At 43.6% G+C, this 17,949-nt stretch carries 15 protein-coding genes, 1 riboswitch and 1 other annotated feature; of the genes, 11 read left to right on the top strand and 4 right to left on the bottom strand.

The genetic code is table 11. From position 1 onward, the window contains the following. The 5 genes from menH (at position 1) to ACJA3J_RS16225 (ending at position 4,713) form a co-directional block, all read left to right on the top strand. Positions 1 to 792: a 2-succinyl-6-hydroxy-2,4-cyclohexadiene-1-carboxylate synthase gene (menH, locus tag ACJA3J_RS16245; RefSeq protein ID WP_244157290.1), complete on the top strand. Its 792-nt coding sequence runs from the start codon at positions 1 to 3 to the stop codon at positions 790 to 792. Between the two features lie 66 nt (positions 793 to 858). Then, on the top strand, positions 859 to 1,677 hold the full coding sequence (gene menB, locus ACJA3J_RS16240; protein WP_089654878.1) for a 1,4-dihydroxy-2-naphthoyl-CoA synthase: 819 nt from the start codon (positions 859 to 861) through the stop codon (positions 1,675 to 1,677). 105 nt (positions 1,678 to 1,782) lie between these two features. Beyond that, positions 1,783 to 3,246 carry an o-succinylbenzoate--CoA ligase gene (locus ACJA3J_RS16235; RefSeq protein WP_406944612.1) on the top strand — a complete coding sequence of 488 codons (1,464 nt, stop codon included), beginning with the start codon at positions 1,783 to 1,785 and terminating at the stop codon, positions 3,244 to 3,246. Beyond that, positions 3,243 to 4,355, top strand: coding sequence for an o-succinylbenzoate synthase (menC, locus tag ACJA3J_RS16230; RefSeq protein ID WP_406944611.1), 1,113 nt, complete (start codon positions 3,243 to 3,245; stop codon positions 4,353 to 4,355). The genes ACJA3J_RS16235 and menC overlap by 4 nt, the downstream gene beginning before the upstream one ends. Positions 4,356 to 4,401: 46 nt before the next feature. Next, positions 4,402 to 4,713, top strand: coding sequence for a hydrolase (locus ACJA3J_RS16225; RefSeq protein ID WP_089654875.1), 312 nt, complete (start codon positions 4,402 to 4,404; stop codon positions 4,711 to 4,713). A 41-nt stretch (positions 4,714 to 4,754) separates the two neighbouring features. On the opposite strand, the gene ACJA3J_RS16220 is transcribed toward ACJA3J_RS16225, so the two are convergent. Continuing rightward, positions 4,755 to 5,576: a DUF6612 family protein gene (locus ACJA3J_RS16220; protein ID WP_406944610.1), complete on the bottom strand. Its 822-nt coding sequence runs from the start codon at positions 5,574 to 5,576 to the stop codon at positions 4,755 to 4,757. Between the two features lie 203 nt (positions 5,577 to 5,779). Between ACJA3J_RS16220 and ytkD the strand changes: the two genes are divergently transcribed. Next, positions 5,780 to 6,247: an RNA deprotection pyrophosphohydrolase gene (gene ytkD / locus ACJA3J_RS16215; RefSeq protein WP_115824795.1), complete on the top strand. Its 468-nt coding sequence runs from the start codon at positions 5,780 to 5,782 to the stop codon at positions 6,245 to 6,247. Between the two features lie 778 nt (positions 6,248 to 7,025). On the opposite strand, the gene pckA is transcribed toward ytkD, so the two are convergent. Continuing rightward, positions 7,026 to 8,618, bottom strand: coding sequence for a phosphoenolpyruvate carboxykinase (ATP) (pckA, locus tag ACJA3J_RS16210; protein ID WP_406944609.1), 1,593 nt, complete (start codon positions 8,616 to 8,618; stop codon positions 7,026 to 7,028). Between the two features lie 949 nt (positions 8,619 to 9,567). Then, positions 9,568 to 9,678, top strand: a riboswitch (SAM riboswitch). A gap of 283 nt (positions 9,679 to 9,961) precedes the next feature. On the opposite strand from pckA, the gene metK reads away from it, so the two are divergent. Next, a complete protein-coding gene (metK, locus tag ACJA3J_RS16205; protein WP_089654870.1) occupies positions 9,962 to 11,158 on the top strand; it encodes a methionine adenosyltransferase in 1,197 nt (398 codons plus the stop codon). 66 nt (positions 11,159 to 11,224) lie between these two features. On the opposite strand, the gene ACJA3J_RS16200 is transcribed toward metK, so the two are convergent. Then, on the bottom strand, positions 11,225 to 11,740 hold the full coding sequence (locus ACJA3J_RS16200) for a gamma carbonic anhydrase family protein (RefSeq protein ID WP_089654869.1): 516 nt from the start codon (positions 11,738 to 11,740) through the stop codon (positions 11,225 to 11,227). A 59-nt stretch (positions 11,741 to 11,799) separates the two neighbouring features. On the opposite strand from ACJA3J_RS16200, the gene ACJA3J_RS16195 reads away from it, so the two are divergent. Next, a complete protein-coding gene (locus ACJA3J_RS16195) occupies positions 11,800 to 12,576 on the top strand; it encodes an alpha/beta hydrolase (RefSeq protein ID WP_406944608.1) in 777 nt (258 codons plus the stop codon). A gap of 56 nt (positions 12,577 to 12,632) precedes the next feature. Further along, positions 12,633 to 13,673 (top strand): tetraprenyl-beta-curcumene synthase family protein, encoded by a 1,041-nt coding sequence (locus tag ACJA3J_RS16190; RefSeq protein WP_406946309.1) that lies wholly within the window; start codon positions 12,633 to 12,635, stop codon positions 13,671 to 13,673. Between the two features lie 188 nt (positions 13,674 to 13,861). Here ACJA3J_RS16190 and ACJA3J_RS16185 read toward each other — a convergent pair whose 3' ends face one another. After that, positions 13,862 to 14,437 carry a class I SAM-dependent methyltransferase gene (locus ACJA3J_RS16185; protein ID WP_406944607.1) on the bottom strand — a complete coding sequence of 192 codons (576 nt, stop codon included), beginning with the start codon at positions 14,435 to 14,437 and terminating at the stop codon, positions 13,862 to 13,864. 127 nt (positions 14,438 to 14,564) lie between these two features. Continuing rightward, positions 14,565 to 14,782 (top strand) — a binding site (T-box leader). Between the two features lie 51 nt (positions 14,783 to 14,833). Here ACJA3J_RS16185 and leuS point away from each other — a divergent pair. Both leuS and ACJA3J_RS16175 read left to right on the top strand, forming a co-directional pair. Next, positions 14,834 to 17,248 (top strand): leucine--tRNA ligase, encoded by a 2,415-nt coding sequence (leuS, locus tag ACJA3J_RS16180; protein WP_406944606.1) that lies wholly within the window; start codon positions 14,834 to 14,836, stop codon positions 17,246 to 17,248. A 122-nt stretch (positions 17,249 to 17,370) separates the two neighbouring features. Beyond that, positions 17,371 to 17,682: a rhodanese-like domain-containing protein gene (locus ACJA3J_RS16175; RefSeq protein WP_089654864.1), complete on the top strand. Its 312-nt coding sequence runs from the start codon at positions 17,371 to 17,373 to the stop codon at positions 17,680 to 17,682. Positions 17,683 to 17,949: the final 267 nt, after the last annotated feature.

Genomic DNA, 17,949 nt, shown 5'->3' with positions numbered 1-17,949 from the left:
ATGAAGGTGAACGGAAGAGAATATTGGGTCGAGGATGAAGGGGAAGGGCAAGCCCTCCTCCTGCTCCACGGTTTTACGGGCCGCACTTCAACTTTTGACTCCATTACTTCCCGTTTTGAAAAACCTTTTCGCTTATTAAAAGTGGATTTGCCAGGTCACGGAAGGACAGGCTCGATTGGTATTGTAACGATGGAACGTTTTTGTCGGGACCTCAAAGCTATTCTTGATCAGCTGGGATTAGAAAAGGTGTCCTTGCTTGGTTATTCCTTGGGTGGAAGAACAGCTCTATCATTTGCTATGCTTTACCCTGAATATGTCGATCGATTAATACTCGAAAGTGCTTCTCCAGGTTTACCTACAACCGAAGAACAGCTGGCGAGACAAGCAAAAGATAAAGGATTGTCGGAAAAATTGATGGAAGAAGGAGTCGAATCGTTCGTAGACTTCTGGGAAAGCCTCCCACTCTTTGATTCGCACCAATCCCTTCCTGATGATGTGGAAAAAGCGTTGAGAGAAGAACGTTTAAGTCAGACGGCTAATGGTCTTTCTGAATCGCTTCTCGGTATGGGAACAGGTCATCAGCCTTCCTGGTGGGATCAGCTATCCTCCCTCAAGTGCCCGGTCTTATTAGTGACAGGAGAGGAAGACGAGAAGTTCCGAAACATCAATAGGGATATGGCTGAACGCTTCACTAGAGCCACTCATCGGGTGGTCGAAAATGCTGGTCATACCGTCCACCTTGAGAATCCTGGGATTTTTGCTAAAATTGTAGATGGCTTCATGATAAAATGAAAATTGTGAGAAAGCGTTTTTTCATGAGGAATATAGGAACTGAATGTAGAAAAAGGAGGAAATACTATGTCTTTTGATTGGGTTAGTGAACGCGAATACGAAGATATTATGTACGAGAGATTTGAAGGGATTGCTAAAATCACGATCAACCGTCCGGAAGTTCGTAATGCCTTCCGTCCGCAAACGGTACATGAGTTAATTGATGCTTTTGCTTATGCTCGCGATGACTCCAGAATTGGAGTTATTGTTCTTGCAGGAGCTGGCGATGATGCTTTCTGTGCTGGTGGAGATCAGAAAGTACGCGGCCACGGAGGGTATGTAGGTGATGACCATATCCCTCGTTTGAATGTACTTGATTTGCAACGTTTGATCCGTGTGATTCCAAAACCAGTGGTAGCGATGGTTTCCGGTTATGCAATCGGTGGTGGACATGTATTACATATCGTTTGCGATTTAACGATTGCTGCTGATAACGCCATCTTCGGCCAGACAGGACCAAAAGTGGGAAGCTTCGATGCTGGTTATGGTGCAGGATTGCTTGCACGTATCGTTGGTCATAAGAAAGCCCGTGAAATTTGGTACTTGTGCCGTCAGTACTCTGCAAGAGAAGCGGAAGAAATGGGACTAGTAAACACAGTTGTACCATTGGAAGATCTTGAAGCTGAAACCGTACAATGGGGTCGTGAAATGCTTGAGAAGTCTCCGACTGCTTTACGTTTCTTGAAGGCTTCTTTCAATGCAGATACAGACGGTTTAGCTGGTCTTCAACAAATGGGTGGAGACGCCACATTGTTGTACTACACAACAGAGGAAGCCAAAGAAGGACGCGACGCCTTCAAGGAGAAAAGAAAGCCTGACTTCGATCAGTTCCCTCGTTTTCCTTGATTCGTCTCTATATATGAAATGTGTGAAGGGGCATCCTGTAGAAAGGATGGCCCCTTTTATGATTCGAGCGTTAGAATAACAGAACTAAGTAAAGGAAGGGTTGTAATGGGCGAACGTATTCCTCATTGGTTAGATAAACAGGCGGCGTTAAATCCGCAGCGTACGGCGATTGAAACATCAGATGGTGGGAGCATCAGTTTTTCTGAACTAAGGGAAAGAAGCCGTGGAATGGCCCATGCTCTTATGGGAAATGGGGTGAAACAGGACGACCATGTAGCCTTACTAGCAAGCAACAGTTCCACGTACGCCGTTTTCATTCACGCCGTCAGCTATGTCGGGGCGGTAGCCGTTCTTTTAAACACGAGGCTGACCCCGGCGGAAATTGCGTACCAGCTTGAAGATGCTCATGTATCACATTTTTATGCTGATGGACACCACTTACAGGTGGCAACAGAGTCGGTAAGAGAGATGAATCTTGATGTGCGTACACTTGAACATGTAGAAGAGAAGAAAGAAAGTCTTCACCAACTTCAAACAGACCTCGACCTCGATGACGTTTATACGATGATGTACACCTCAGGAACGACAGGAAATCCGAAGGCCGTCATGCATACGTATGGAAACCATTGGCACAGTGCCGTCGCCTCTGCATTAAATTTAGGAGTCCAGGAAAAGGACAAGTGGTTGAACTGTTTACCTTTATTTCATGTTGGTGGCTTTTCGATCTTAATGAAGAGTGTCGTTTACGGCATGCCGATCATGCTATTTGAAAAATTCGATGCTCGAAAGGTTCATAAAGCTATTATGGATAAAGCAATTACCCATGTGTCTGTCGTGACCGTTATGCTGCAGCGATTGCTCGAGGTGCTTGAAGATGGTACGTATCCAGACCACTTCCGCTGCATGCTTCTAGGTGGAGGGCCTGTTCCTGAAGTTATGCTGAAAAAGACATCTGCAAAAGGAATACCCGTTTTCCAAACCTATGGGATGACAGAGACTTCCTCTCAAATCGCCACTCTCAGTCCGGAATTCGCTTTCTCCAAACTAGGTTCAGCAGGAAAAGCCTTAAGCCCTGCGCATTTGTATATAGACAGCACGGAAAGAGGGGAAGTTGGTGAAATTATCGTTCGTGGTCCGATGGTATCAAAAGGGTACTACAACCGGCCGGAAAGAGAGGGCGCGTACTTGCGGACGGGGGATCTCGGATTTGAAGATGAAGATGGATTTTTGTATGTCGTTGACCGAGTGAAAGACGTGATCATTTCAGGGGGGGAAAACATTTATCCTGCAGAGGTCGAGAGCGTGTTATCATCCTTGCCGGGTGTACGGGAAGCCGGTGTGACCGGTCGTTTCGATGAACATTGGGGAGAGGTTCCTGCAGCGTATATTGTAGCTGAAGATGGGGCCGGTCTGACGGAAAAGGAAGTGCTGGACTGGTGTAGGAAGCGTTTGGCAAAGTATAAATGTCCGAAAGAAGTTCATTGGATCGAAGAACTCCCGAGAAATGCCTCGAACAAACTATTACGAAGACATTTGTCATCCTATTCCATGCAAGGAGGAGACGAATGAGAATCCAATCAGTTGGTTTAAGAAAAGTTTCCCTTCCACTCAAAGTTCCATTCGTTACTCACCAATTTGAACTGAAAGAACGTCCTCTTATCATTATAGAAGTAAAAGATGATGCAGGACGCATAGGTTACGGGGAAGTGACGGCATTTCCTGACCCTTTTTACACCTATGAAACGATAAATACAGCTTGGCATATTCTTGAGGATTACCTGATTCCTTTCCTTTTAAAAAATGGAGCGGAGCACCCTTCTGACTTTGCAGAAGAAAGTAAGGGAGTGCAAGGTCATCCGATGGCAAAAGCGGGACTGGAAGCTGCTCTATGGGATCTATATGGAAAACAAGCAGAAAAAAGCCTTGCCGATCTCCTTGGAGGTACCCGCTCATTCGTAAGTGCGGGGGCAGTGATCAGCCTGGGGGATTCAGTAGAAAAAGGTGTGTCCATGCTGAAGGAAGAAGGTTTTCAGAGATATAAATTGAAAGTTGTGAAGGGAAGAGAAAAGGAAGCGATTGAAACCATTCAACAAATCGACCCGGACCTTCCGATCATGATTGATGCCAATGGTCAATATAATCCAGAGGATATGAGTCATCTACGTTCGATAGATGATTATGGGTTAACAATGATTGAACAGCCTTTTGCGGCAGGAGACTTTTATTGGCATAAAAAGCTCCAAAAGGAAATGAAGACCCCGATTTGTTTGGATGAGTCCATTATGTCTTTTCACGATGCCGTCCAAGCGGTTGAACTGGAGAGTTGTCAAATCATCAACATAAAAATCAGTCGAGTCGGCGGGTTGACAGCAGCGATACAAATCCATGACTTCTGTCAATCGCGGGGAATTCCTGTATGGTGCGGCGGGATGGTGGAATCAGGCATTTCCAAAGCACATAACCTTGCGTTAGCTTCCCTACCAAACTTTACGATTCCGGGCGATTTGTCTGGTTCGACAAGGTATTTTCATAAAGACCTTGTACACCCTGAGATTGTAATGCACGAAGGATCCATTGAGGTTCCAAAGAAGACGGGAATGGGATTAAATGTGGATGAGGAATATCTGGAAGAAGTAACACTTGCTTATGAGACGTTTCATGAATTTTTCCATCTGTAATAGGTTTCCCTTCCGTGGTTCACACTAAGGAAGAGGAGGGTGAATGATGGAAAAGGATAAGTATTATATCAATATGGGAACAAGGGAAATTTCTTTAAATCACGATGGGAACAATGATGATTTCACGATTTACGCGACAGAGGAAGAAGTTAAAGCCCTTAGGGAAGTGTTCGATGAGATCTATAATGCGGATGCTGAATCTTTCTGGCGGTCTCATGTTCCGTTTAATCCCTATCATAATGATCAGGCGAACGATGAAGCGGATCTCGATATGAAAAAAGCGTTTCAAAAGATTTATGATCTTGGAGATGAAACGACTAAACATCATATCACGGAGATGGGCGTATTGAATGAATAATTGAACCGCTTCTTGAAAAAGAAGCGGTTCTGTATGCTGCATCAGAATAAACCAGGCATATCTTCCATTTCCTCTGCTTGATTAAGGATGTTCTGCGGTACGACAATCTCTTCAATTTCGTTAAAACGGCTGAATTCACTGTATATGGATTGCTTTAACTCGACTTGTTCTCCATTTTCCTCAATTTCAAGGTTCATATCCAGATGGAACATTTCAGGATAGTAGGTGTCTTGATCAATTTTCATCGTGTATTCGAGGTCATTTACAGTCAAGCCTTCTAACAACTTCTCTGGTAATTGACTGGAAGGGAGAGTTTCTTTTAGCGAATCTTCCATGAGCTTTTGTACATTTTCTCCTTCCGATTGGAACGTTAAAATATAATGACCTTCTTCAGACGTTAATTGAAAATCTTCCGTATATTCTTCTAGAAATTCCATTTGTTCTGCTGGTGTTTGACTATTCACGTTTAGGGCTTGAAGTTGTTCGAGGACTTTCTCGGGTGCTTTCACCCACCCGTCACCTGCAGGGTTTGTCATGTACAAGCCTTTGTCTGTATAGTATTGCTCTGTTGTCTGTCCCATAGATTCAATGGTCTGGTGAAAAGCCATAGGCTCAACTTGATGAACAGCATCGATGGTGGATTGGATGGGGATCCCACCTTCTGGAAGTCCGTTGTTTCCTTGCTTGCCCATCTTTATGACTTGTTCAGTCTCGGTTTTAACAGCATAACTTTGTAAGTCTTTGTTAACTTCAGAAGCTTCCGACATAATTTTTTCAATTTTGCTGCCTTCTGCACTGCCACAAGCACTTAGCAAAAGAATCAAAAACAGACTGACCATTGCTACATAGGTTCGCTTAGCCATTATTGCTCTCCTCTCTTTTTCTGCTTTCTGTCTTGTACGAATGATAAGGATCGATCGTTTCATGTTTCTGTATATTTTTACAAATTATTCAGGAAAGAGAGAAGTTTGTCTGCTGACCGGTTTGTATTTAGCGCGGCTTGTGGTACGATTTAAACAGGTGAAAGACAGAACGTATATCAAGGATTAAAGGCAGTTGAGCAGACATGAAAACATTTTATGATTATTACCACAACCCTGTCCGGTTATCTTTTGAGGATCATCCTTTTTCCGAGACACCGAAACACGTGTGGGTGATATGCCGATACAAGGACCAATGGCTGCTCACCAAACATAAAGATCGTGGTCTCGAATTTCCAGGTGGAAAAGTGGAAGAGGGAGAATCAGCGGAAGACGCCGCTGTTCGAGAAGTCAGAGAAGAGACAGGAGCCGTTATTTCTTATTTATCCTACATTGGTCAGTATCATGTAGAAGGTAAAGGGGGGACGGTCATTAAAAACGTGTATTTTGCAATGATTGACTCAATCGATGATCAGGATCATTATTTTGAGACGCACGGACCTGTATTGTTCCGTCACCTCCCGCGTAATTTAAAATCGAATGATCGTTTCAGCTTTATGATGAAAGATGAAGTGTTGCCGGAGTGCTTGAAAAAGGTAGAAAAGTTCAACTAAACTTTTCTACCTTTTTTCTTATGTTTATTCAGCTTTCTGGCATGATTCTTGAAGACTTGATTTTGAGATGTTTATGGGATTCTAGGGGCTCCGGGAAAAGGTTCGCTTTCCGTGGGCGAGTGATGAGCCTCCTCGAGCTAACGATCTGCGGGGTCTCATCTACCACGCACTTCCTCTTAGATATCCGGTTCCGGCGCCTAGCGGCTAGTGAGACTTCCCTCGCTTCTGTACGATAAGTCAACATCGAATCGCTCCGCTCTTCGCGTTTCCTTTATCTCCGCCAGCTCAGTCCAGTCCATGCGCCGCTGACCAAGGCGCCTGCACACTTAAGGTAGGAGTCTCACCGTTTCCCTCCGCCCCTTTATCATATGAGGTTCTCGAAATCCCTCTAACAGTAACCTGCCGAGTTCTGTAAGGAAGACCTGCTCACCCACGCCGTTATAAAGTCGTTTTAACCATAGATTCTGCACGAATAAGGCGAGGGAACAGGGTCTGGGAAATGTCCGCATGAAAAGCAGAAGGAAATCCGGACGTGTGTGTTTCTACTGACTCATCCAAAATACTGCAAATCGTCGTTTCCCTGACCCCGTATCCATGGCCAGGAATTGTCATTCATTATTTCAACTAGGCAAGGCAGCCCCATACACTCAACAAAAGCCTCGAAGCTGAGTCTTCAAGAAAAGGGAGCGTATGTGGTGTTAGGTGGAGGGTATAGAGAAGGCCCCGCTGGGATGCCCAGCGGGGCCTTCTTTTATATGAGGAGATGAGGAAACAATTGTTATGACCTGTGGTAGGTCGGTCCTGCTTTTTTGATATCTTCGCTTGCATATGTGAACTTCTTGAAGTTTTCATGAAACTTGCTGGCCAAAGATTTGGCACTTTGATCATATGCATCAGCGTCTGCCCATGTTTTTCTAGGAAATAATACTTCATCTGGGACACCAGGGCAGTGTGTAGGAATATTCAAGCCAAAAAATGGATCTTGATAAGTGTCCGCAGAGCTTAACTCTCCCTCAAGTGCAGCATGAATCATGGAGCGTGTATAGGACAATTTAATTCGTTGCCCTTCTCCGTAAGATCCTCCTGACCACCCTGTGTTGACCAAATAAACGTCTGCATTAAATTGGTCAATCTTTTCTCCAAGCATCTCTGCATAAGTGGAAGGCGGGAGAGGGAGGAATGGTGAACCGAAGCAGGCAGAAAAAGTAGCTTGTGGTTCTGTGATTCCTCGTTCAGTTCCTGCTAGTTTACTCGTATATCCACTCAAGAAATGGTACATCGCCTGCTCTTTTGTCAATTTACTGATCGGTGGAAGGACACCTGTTGCGTCAGCCGTTAAAAAGATGATGGCATTCGGATGACCGGCAATACTTGGTTGTACAGTGTTGTCGATATGCTCTAATGGATAAGCCGCTCGTGTATTCTCAGTGAGACTTGTGTCATTGTAGTCGGGCTGGTGGGTTTGTGGGTCCAACACGACGTTTTCCAGGACTGAGCCGAAGTGGATGGCGTCAAAGATTTGGGGTTCTTTTTCTTGTGAAAGATTGATACATTTTGCGTAACACCCACCCTCAATATTAAAAATCCCGTAGTTTGACCATGCATGTTCATCATCACCAATCAACCTACGTTGTGGATCTGCTGACAATGTCGTCTTCCCTGTACCTGAAAGGCCGAAGAATAAAGCCACATCTCCTTCTTTACCTACGTTCGCTGAGCAGTGCATAGGGAGAACGTTCTTCTCAGGAAGGATATAGTTCATGACTGAAAAGATGGACTTTTTAATTTCTCCTGCATATTCCGTGCCGCCGATTAAAACGATACGGTGTTTAAAAGAAATCATGATGAAAGCTTCTGAGTTTGTTCCATCGATTTGCGGATCAGCTTTGAAGGTTGGGGCTGATACGACAGTAAACTCCGCCTCATGATCTTCTATCTCTAGTTCATCCGGTCGAATGAACATTTGTTGTGCGAACAAGTTGTGCCAGGCGAACTCTGTAAGTACTTGAAGAGGAAGGCGCTGCTTTTCATCTGCTCCAGCATAGCCTTTAAAGACAAACAGTTCATTCCGTTCTTTTAAATAATCCAGTACTTTATGATAGAGTTTTACAAACGTTTGATCATCTATGGGCTGGTTGACAGCTCCCCAGTGGACTTTATCTCGTGTTACATCATCCTGGACGATGAATTTATCTTTCGGAGATCTACCAGTATAAGTACCCGTCGTTGCCTGGATGGCCCCTTTTTCTGTCAGGGTACCTTCATTACGGTATAAAATCTTTTCCACTAAGTGTGGAACAGATAGCTGATGGTGGACATATTCTTGGGCAAGTAAAAGATTCAGTTCAGACATTTGATTAATGGTACTCATATGTGTCGACCCGCCTTTGCAATTAATTATGATCAACCTAATGTGAGATTAGTATAACACATTGAATTCTTTAGTCCATACTATACGTGAAAAAGCTTACATTTTATTTATTCAGAAAAATTACACTTCAAACATCCTCTTTTGTTCAACAATCTGGCAGAATTCTTGAAGACTCAGTTTCGAGACTTGTGTTGCGTGGATAGGGACTGCGTCCTGTGGGGTCTCACCATGCACTTTCTTCCTCTTCAATATCCGGTTCCGGCGCCTAGCGGCTAGTGAGACTTCCCTCGCTTCTGTACGATAAGTCAACATCGAATCACTCCGTTCTTCGTGTTTCCTTTATCTCCGCCAGCTCAGTCCAGTCCATACGCCGCTGATCGAGGCGCCTGCACACTTAAGGTAGGAGTCTCCCCATTCCCCTCCGCCATGTAAGTGCCTCGAAACCACTTCTCGGAAACTCTGATTGTATGCTGAAGTGAATCGGATAATATAACCTATCTCCAGTGGTCACTTCGAACATGAGAGGTTGATGTAGAGCTATTCTTCCTTCTAACAGTGGGGTAGTGGAAGACAGTCCTTCTTGATGAAAGGGTTCGTTTCTCACTTGGTTGGGAAGCTGCGAGACTCCCGTGGGAGAAAGGAGATCGGCGAGATCCCGCAGGACGTAGTCCGAGGAAGCTCGCCACTCCTCCACAGGAAAGCGAGTAGCTTCCCAGCCACCCCTGACGTCCCACCCGGCAACGAACCAAAGAAACATCTCGAAACTGAGTCTTCCATAATCGGGAGCTTATATGGAATAGCGAGTTTTGTTCTTTTATTAAAAAAAGTGTTCTAATAATATATGTGTATTTCTTTCAAACGTTTACTGGGTTAGGAATAGGTTTTGAAAGAGGTGGAATTCAATTGACATTAAATAAGGTTTTCGATACGATAACGGAGAACGGATACTCTCTTATCCAGAGTTGGTGGAGGGACAGGCCCTTTGAAACCCAGCAACCGTCATGGACATGACACGGTGCTAACCTGAAGCAAGGAGGACATGCTCCTTGGACGATAAGAGCGAAAGGAAGCAGCCCCTTTCCTCGAATAGGAAAGGTTTTTTCTTTTTATAAGGCTTTTTTCCAAACAGGGGGATGAGAACGATCCATCATCTCAATAAGAACAGAGCCTTTAATGAAGAAATATATTCGAACAGGATAACCTGTAGATATTCCTATGTAAATGCTCCATTGGTTGTGAAAAGAGGCAACAAGAACATATATGAAACTTATAAAAGTTTCTACACATACTGGTAAAGAGTTCCGTCTAATACTTTGTACTTACAGAAGGAGGAGTTTTTAAGAATGCCTGCAAACCGCCGGTTATTCACATCAGAATCTGTTACCGAGGGACATCCGGACAAAATTTGTGACCAGATTTCTGATGCGATTTTAGATGAAATTTTAAAAAACGACCCCAACGCGAGGGTTGCATGTGAGACAACAGTGACAACGGGACTTGTATTAGTTTCTGGTGAGATTAGTACAAATACTTATGTGGATATTCCATCCATCGTCCGTCAGACGATTAAAGATATCGGTTATACTCGTGCGAAGTACGGGTTTGATGCAGATACATGTGCGGTCCTGACAGCGATTGATGAACAATCTCCTGATATCGCAGGGGGCGTGGACGTTGCTCTTGAATCCCGTGAAGGGAAAATGAGTGATGATGAAATTGAATCGATTGGTGCAGGAGACCAGGGATTGATGTTTGGTTTTGCTAATAATGAAACCAAAGAATTGATGCCTCTGCCAATCTCCTTAGCTCATAAACTCTCTAAACGTCTATCTGATGTTAGAAATGATGGCACGCTCGATTATCTTCGTCCAGATGGAAAAACACAAGTGACAGTAGAGTACGACGAGAACGATCAACCTGTCCGCGTGGATACAATCGTTATTTCTACCCAGCATGCGGAAGAAGTGACGCTGCAACAAATCCAGGCAGATTTGAAAAAATATGTGATCGAGCCGATTGTGCCTGAAGGATATATTGATGAACAAACGAAATATTTTATTAACCCGACCGGACGCTTCGTCATTGGAGGTCCACAAGGTGACGCCGGGCTAACCGGAAGAAAGATCATCGTGGACACGTATGGTGGCTATGCTCGTCATGGCGGGGGAGCTTTCAGTGGTAAGGACGCCACGAAAGTGGACCGTTCTGCTGCTTATGCTGCTCGGTATGTTGCGAAAAATATCGTAGCTGCTGGACTGGCGGATTCAGTAGAAGTTCAGCTTGCTTATGCCATCGGTGTGGCGCAGCCTGTTTCTATTGCCATTAATACAAATGGAACAGGTACTGTTTCTGAGGAGCAGTTAGTAGAAGCTGTACGTGAACTATTCGACTTACGTCCAGCCGGCATCATCAAGATGTTAGATCTGCGCCGTCCTATTTATCGCCAAACGGCTGCTTATGGTCATTTTGGACGTACAGATGTGGAGTTCCCTTGGGAGCGCACAGATAAAGCGGAAGAATTGAAGGCACGCTGTCAATAAAGAAAAAACCGTTCCAAACTTTGGTTTGGAACGGTTTTTTAGCTTTAAAATGAACGGTTTGTAAACTCATGATCCTCGTATTTCTTTATAATATTGCCCTTTTTCTACATAACTCTTTCTTATCCGGTTCAGTTCTTTTATGTCTTCTTCATTCAGTTCTCTTATGACTTTGGCCGGACGACCGAAAGCGAGAGTATTTGGTGGAATCACTTTCCCAGGGGGGACAAGGCTCCCGGCTCCGATAAAAGCTTGTTCTCCAATAACAGCGCCATCCAAAATAAGAGATCCCATGCCGATCAGAGCGTTTTCTTTTATATGGGCAGAATGGAGAGTGACTTGATGGCCGACGGTTACCCCATCTTCAATGATTAAAGGCTTGTCTGGACTCTGGTGTAAGAGGCTTAAATCTTGAATATTCGTGTTCTTACCAATATGTACGGGAGCAACATCTCCTCTAATCACGGTCTTAAACCAAACACTGGCCTTTTCTTGAATGGTTACATCCCCAGTAATCACCGCATCTTCTGCAACATAGGCGCTCGGGTGAATGTCAGGTACCTTTCCTTTATATTCGCAAATCATGAAAAACCCCCTTATACTATTACTATTGATAGTATAGCAGAAGAAAAGAGGGAGATGCTGTGAAGAAAGTAGAATCAGTCAATGATCGTGCTACGGTTGTGCTCGTTCATGGAGCCTTTGAACATTCAGGGCGGTATCATGAACTGGTCGACCAACTACAAAAGGATGGGTACTCTGTTATTTACGGCGATCTGCCAGGTCAGGGGCGTTCTTCAGGAAAGAGTGGACACATCCGTTCTTTTCAGGATTATGTCAATACCATTATGATGTGGATCCAACAGGCGGACCCCGATAAGAAAATATTTTTAATGGGTCATAGTATGGGAGGCCTTGCGGTTGTGAGGACGATGGAGATCGCTCAACCAAAGGTGGATGGCGTCATTCTCTCTTCTCCTGCACTGGGACTTCTGAAAAAAGCGAGTCTCCCCTTGGAAATCGTGTCGTATATTTTAAACACTTTTTTTCCGTCATTAAGAATCAAGGCTCCTCAAGATCCCGAATATATCACACGTAATAAGGACAAAATTATAGAGTTTCAACAAGATCCTTTGATTATTGATAAAGTCTCTGTTCGCTGGTATCGTGAATTTCAAAAAGCGACGAGAGAAGCGTTCTCTGATATTCAACGCTTTCCTGATATCCCATTATTACTAATGCAGGCTGAAGCGGATTATATGGTGAGAATAGAGAAGACAGCTGAATGGTTTGACCGAGTTCAAATTAAAGAAAAAAGATATAAACAATGGCCGGGTCTTTATCATGAAATTTATAATGAGCCGGAATGGAAAGATGTCTATCAACATACGCATTCCTTTTTAGAGGATCATCTAAAGTAAACGGGCAAGGAGGATTTCTTTTGACACATGCAGTCCCAGGCAACGCCATTCTTTTGATGTACAGAGTGTATCGAAATGTTTTTCCTGCTGTTCATAATGAATTGTCTTACTGGATTGAAAGGGCGAAATTGATTCCTGACGAAGAACTCAGAAGTCAAGCATTAGCGAGTATCGAAGCAAAGACGTTTCACTGTGAAGGGGGATCTATTTACTCTGTTCTCTCCCGTGGCAACCATAAAAAGGCCATTCGCTTCATCGTTGCTTATCAAACCATCAGTGACTACTTGGACAACCTTTGTGACCGGAGCACCTCCATGGACCCTGACGATTTCCGCATGCTGCATGAATCCATGATCGACGCTTTGACACCAGGTAACCCATTACAAGATTATTACCAATATCGTGAGGAGCAGGAAGATGGGGGATACCTCCATGACCTTGTGAAAACGTGCCAACAAGTCCTTTCCGAGGCGGAAGACTATCACACCGTCAAGCAACAAGCGATAAAGTTAGGAAAGTTATATGGTGATCTGCAAGTTCATAAGCATGTAATCGAAAATGAGAGAATTCCAAGACTACAAAATTGGTTCAAGCGCTATCAAAAAGAATGGCCAGAGCTTAGCTGGTATGAATTTTCAGCATGTACCGGATCTACTTTAGGAATTTTTTGTCTTGTTTCCTATACGTTGAGTGGAAAGATGGATGCAACGTTATCCAATCAAATTGAAAGAAGTTACTTTCCATATATGCAGGGGTTACATATCTTGCTTGATTACTACATTGATCAACAAGAAGATGAAAAAGAGGGAGATTTGAATTTCTGTGCGTACTACGATCATGAGGAAGAAATGAAGAATCGTTTCCGGTATTTTGTTGAAAGGACACACGAGGAAATTCAAAGGCTTCCAGATGCACCCTTTCACCAAATGATCCATGAAGGGCTGGTTGGGATGTATTTAGCTGATCGTAAAGTAGGCAAGCTTTCAAATGCTAAAAGCTTTGTGAAAGAAATGTTGAAAGTGAGTGGCAAAAAAGCGACATTCTTTTATTACAATACAAAAATGTACCATAAATTAAAGCCTGGGCGGGAAATATAACCGACCAGGCTTTTTCTTTTCATAGGAAATGATAAAATTCAGGTGTGAACAAATGGTCCTGAGGAGCGGTGTTCGCTAGAGAGACTTGCTACTTGCGTTATCCATCCAGTCTTGCGGGAGGAAAATTGTTCTCACCACTCGTTTGGCTTATTCGTTTCGTATCTCACGGAGTGTTTGCGCTTTGGTTCTTATGAAAGTTTCTCGATAGCTAAGATAAAAGGGGGTGTTCTCTTCTTATTGATAAATACGTAATGAAGGACTTGATAGTGTTTGGAATCTAACTCTGACACATACTCCAGGATGGCATCTTTCTCTTCAGCTCCCCCGGGGTGGCCATGATATACCACTAAAACCACCAGTCCCCCTTTTTTTAAAGTAGCTAGTACGTTTTCGACCGACTGGATCGTCCCTTCAGGTTTGGTCACCACACTTTTATCACTGCCTGGCAAATAACCTAAATTGTAAATGGCTGCGGATATGTTGTTTTGATCTTTTTCCTGTAGGTATTGCTGTACGTGTGCATGGGAATCATGGATAAGGCTTGTATGGTTTGCAAGCCCATGTTCTTTTAATCGCTCTTGGGTGTTTGAGATGGCTTTTTCCTGCACATCAAAGGCATACACATGTCCTTGCTCTCCCACAAGTTCAGCTAGAAAAGCAGTATCGTGACCGTTGCCGCACGTTCCATCTATAACGGCATCTCCAGGTTCTATCGTTTTTTTCATCAATGAATGGGCATAGTCTAAAATTCGTTCAATCGTCATGTTACATCCTCCAATAGTATTGATTTTTAGTATTGTAGCACGAATAGCCCTTTCTTGTAGATGGACGACCAGTTGGGTGGATGCCGCTTGACAAAGCTGTTTTCATTCATTAATATACGGTTATAATAGTATGACGTTGAAAAGGAGTAGTAATGATTCTTTCAAGTGATAGAGAGGCAGCGGCTGGTGGAAGCTGTCCTTGGAAATCATGAACTCGCCTTGGATGTCGCAGAAGTGAACAAAAGTAGTTTCTGCCGGTGTGGTCGCCGTTATTGACGTCAAGTTGAACACAACATATGTGTTAATTTGGGTGGTACCGCGGGAATCAAGCCTCTCGTCCCATATTGGGATGAGGGGCTTTTTATATTTTTAGAGAGAAAATGAGGAGGCAACGAAATGGCTTTTGATCATAAGACCATTGAAAAGAAGTGGCAAAAATACTGGCTTGAAGAAAAGACGTTCAAGACAGACAGCTATTCAGAAAAAAAGAAATTCTATGCATTGGATATGTTCCCTTATCCATCAGGTGCAGGTCTACACGTTGGACACCCGGAAGGATACACCGCTACAGACATTCTTTCTCGTATGAAGCGTATGCAAGGATATGAAGTGCTTCATCCGATTGGTTGGGACGCTTTCGGCCTTCCAGCAGAACAGTATGCACTGGATACAGGAAATGATCCTGAAGAATTTACAAAACAAAACATCGACACCTTCCGTCGGCAAATACAAGAACTAGGTTTCTCTTATGATTGGGATCGAGAAGTGAATACGACAGACCCTGATTATTATAAATGGACGCAATGGATCTTTTTGAAACTATATGAAAAAGGTCTTGCCTATATTGACGAAGTTGCCGTGAACTGGTGTCCTGCTCTTGGTACGGTTCTTGCCAACGAGGAAGTTATCGATGGTCGGAGTGAACGAGGAGATCACCCCGTAGAACGACGCCCGATGAAGCAGTGGATGCTGAAGATTACAGCTTATGCAGATCGTCTTCTTGAAGACTTGGAAGATTTGGATTGGCCGGAAAGCATTAAAGATATGCAAAGAAATTGGATCGGAAAATCAGAAGGGGCAGAGGTCACTTTTGAAATTGATGGTTTTGACCAATCTTTCGATGTGTTTACCACTCGTCCAGATACATTATTCGGTGCAACTTATGCTGTTGTCGCGCCAGAACATCCACTGGTCGATGAAATCGTCACATCTGAACAGAAAGATGCCGTATCTACGTATATCGAAAAAGCTCAAAACAAGAGTGATCTTGAGCGTACGGATTTGGCTAAGGATAAATCAGGGGTATTCACGGGTTCTTATGCGATCAATCCGATCAATGGTGAAAAACTTCCAATCTGGGTAGCTGATTATGTATTGATGAGCTATGGCAGTGGTGCCATTATGGCGGTCCCTGCTCATGATGAAAGAGACTTTGAGTTCGCTCAGAAATTTGACCTTCCAATCATTCCAGTCGTAGAGGGTGGGAATGTCGAGGAAGAAGCGTACACAGGGGATGGTCCGCACATCAACTCTGACTTCTTGAACGGTCTTGGGAAAGATGAAGCGATCGAAAAAGCGATCCAATGGCTTGAAGAAAACGGTAAAGGTCAGAAACAAACGACTTACCGCCTTCGTGACTGGCTCTTCAGCCGTCAGCGTTATTGGGGTGAGCCGATTCCTGTCATCCACTGGGAAGACGGATCGATTACCGCAGTCAAAGAAGATGAACTACCTGTCGAACTTCCGAAAACGACGGAAATTAAACCATCCGGCACAGGGGAATCACCACTTGCTAATATTGATGAATGGGTCAATGTCGTGGATCCTGAAACAGGAATGAAGGGGCGCAGGGAAACGAACACGATGCCTCAATGGGCAGGTAGCTGCTGGTATTACCTGCGTTATATTGATGCGAATAATGAGGAAACGTTCGCTGATTATGAAGCATTGAAAAAATGGCTTCCGGTCGATGTGTATATTGGTGGTGCTGAGCACGCCGTTCTTCACTTGTTGTATGCACGTTTCTGGCACAAAGTCCTGTACGATGCTGGAGTCGTACCAACGAAAGAACCCTTCCAAAAGCTATTCAACCAAGGGATGATTCTTGGTGAGAATAATGAAAAAATGAGTAAGTCCAAAGGGAATGTTGTCAATCCAGATGATATCGTTTATTCTCACGGTGCAGACACCTTGAGGCTTTACGAAATGTTCATGGGACCGCTTGATGCTTCTGTCGCATGGTCTGAAAATGGCTTGGATGGGGCGCGTCGATTCCTTGATCGAGTATGGAGATTATTCGTTACCGAGGGCGAATTGTCCGAGGCGGTCAAAGAAAATACTGATGATACAACGTTGGAAAAGGTCTATCATGAAACCGTTAAAAAAGTGACGGAAAACTTTGAAGCCCTTCGTTTCAATACAGGAATCTCTCAAATGATGGTCTTTATCAATGATGGGTATAAAGCAGACGTTTTACCAAAAGAGTATGTAGAAGGTTTTGTTAAACTTCTTTCTCCAGTCGCTCCACACCTTGCAGAAGAATTGTGGCAAAAGCTTGGTCACTCTGAAACGATCAGTTATCAGCCTTGGCCAGCGTTTGATGAATCCAAACTTGTAGAAGATGAAGTGGAAATCGTGGTCCAGGTTATGGGTAAAGTGCGTGCGAAAATGATGGTGAATAAAGAGGCTTCCAAAGAAGATCTCGAAAAGCAAGCACTTGAAAATGCAGACGTTAAGCAGTGGTTAGAAGGAAAGACAGTTAGGAAAGTCATCGCTGTACCAGGAAAGCTAGTCAACATCGTAGCCAATTAAATGATCTGTAAGCACCCTGTTTTTATGAGCAGGGTGCTTTATTTGTTAGTGATCATATGCCTTGACTTTAATTAACAGTAAATTAAAATAAATGTGCAAACGATTAATATGGAGGGATGAAAATGAATCAAATTAAAGAGATCACGCCCCAACAAGTGGAAGAGAAAATCAACAATAATGATGACTTTACCATAATTGATGTAAGAGAAGATGAAGAAGTTTCACAAGGAATGGTACCGAATGCTAAGCATATACGTCTTGGGGATATTCCTGAAAAAATTGAGAGCCTGCCTAAAGATCAAGAGTATGTGATGATTTGCCGTTCCGGTCGCCGCAGCATGAACGCTGCCGAATTCATGAAAGAACGAGGATTCGGGAACGTACAAAACATGGAAGGCGGAATGTTGAAATGGCAGGGAGAGCTCGTTTTTTAACACAGTCGTTGATTATTATACGGTAAGCTTCAACCTAATGATATTTTTTTACAACACTTCTATACCTCATACCTTAAGAGTTATGACATCTACATTAAAGCGGCCCTTTCTATATAGAAGGGGCTTTTATGTTATCCGTTTCTTAATGGCATTTGTAATTACAAAAAGAAATTCTATAAAACTATTGACGAGGAAAAGTTCACCGTGTATTATAGTTAACGTTGCTTATTCAGCAGCGCACAAAACATCTCATCAAGAGATTTATTT

The sequence above is a fragment of the Halobacillus sp. SY10 genome (assembly GCF_045401165.1).
Classification (GTDB): Bacteria; Bacillota; Bacilli; order Bacillales; family Halobacillaceae; genus Halobacillus; species Halobacillus aidingensis.
Note: the sequence above shows the minus strand (reverse complement) of the source record. Positions and strands in the feature narration are given on the sequence as shown.